The sequence below is a fragment of the Microvirga sp. 3-52 genome, assembly GCF_018383585.1.
In the GTDB taxonomy this organism is placed as follows: domain Bacteria; phylum Pseudomonadota; class Alphaproteobacteria; order Rhizobiales; family Beijerinckiaceae; genus Microvirga.
This window is the reverse complement of sequence record NZ_JAHAMK010000030.1, coordinates 1-306: the sequence shown is the minus strand read 5'-3', so window position 1 is coordinate 306 and position 306 is coordinate 1. Positions and strand designations below refer to the sequence as shown.

The window sequence follows — 306 nt, the reverse complement described above, 5'->3', positions numbered from 1 at the left end:
TCCTGGGGCTGGTACCGATTGAGCGACAGTCGGGGCGGAGCGTTCGAGGGAGGCCGCGGCTCTCGAAAGCCGGTAACTCCCGGCTGCGCGCCGCGCTTTACATGGCAGCTGTCGTTGCCACAAAGTTGAACCCGGACATCAAAGCCCAGCAACAGCGGCTGCTTGAGCGGGGGAAGGCCAAGATGTCGACCTTAGGGGCCGCCATGCGCAAACTGGTTCATATCTGCTTTGGCGTGCTTAGGAGCGGGAACGTTTACCAGTTTCCGGTGGCCCATCGGCCTTGACCGCTCAGACGGTATCTACGTC

The 306-nt window shown here is 61.8% G+C and carries 1 protein-coding gene; it reads left to right on the top strand.

Annotation, left to right across the window (positions count from 1 at the left end; all coding sequences use genetic code 11):
• Positions 1 to 284: transposase (locus KHP60_RS19230; protein WP_213565929.1), on the top strand; the 284-nt coding region annotated here is incomplete at its 5' end.
• Positions 285 to 306 lie beyond the last annotated feature (22 nt).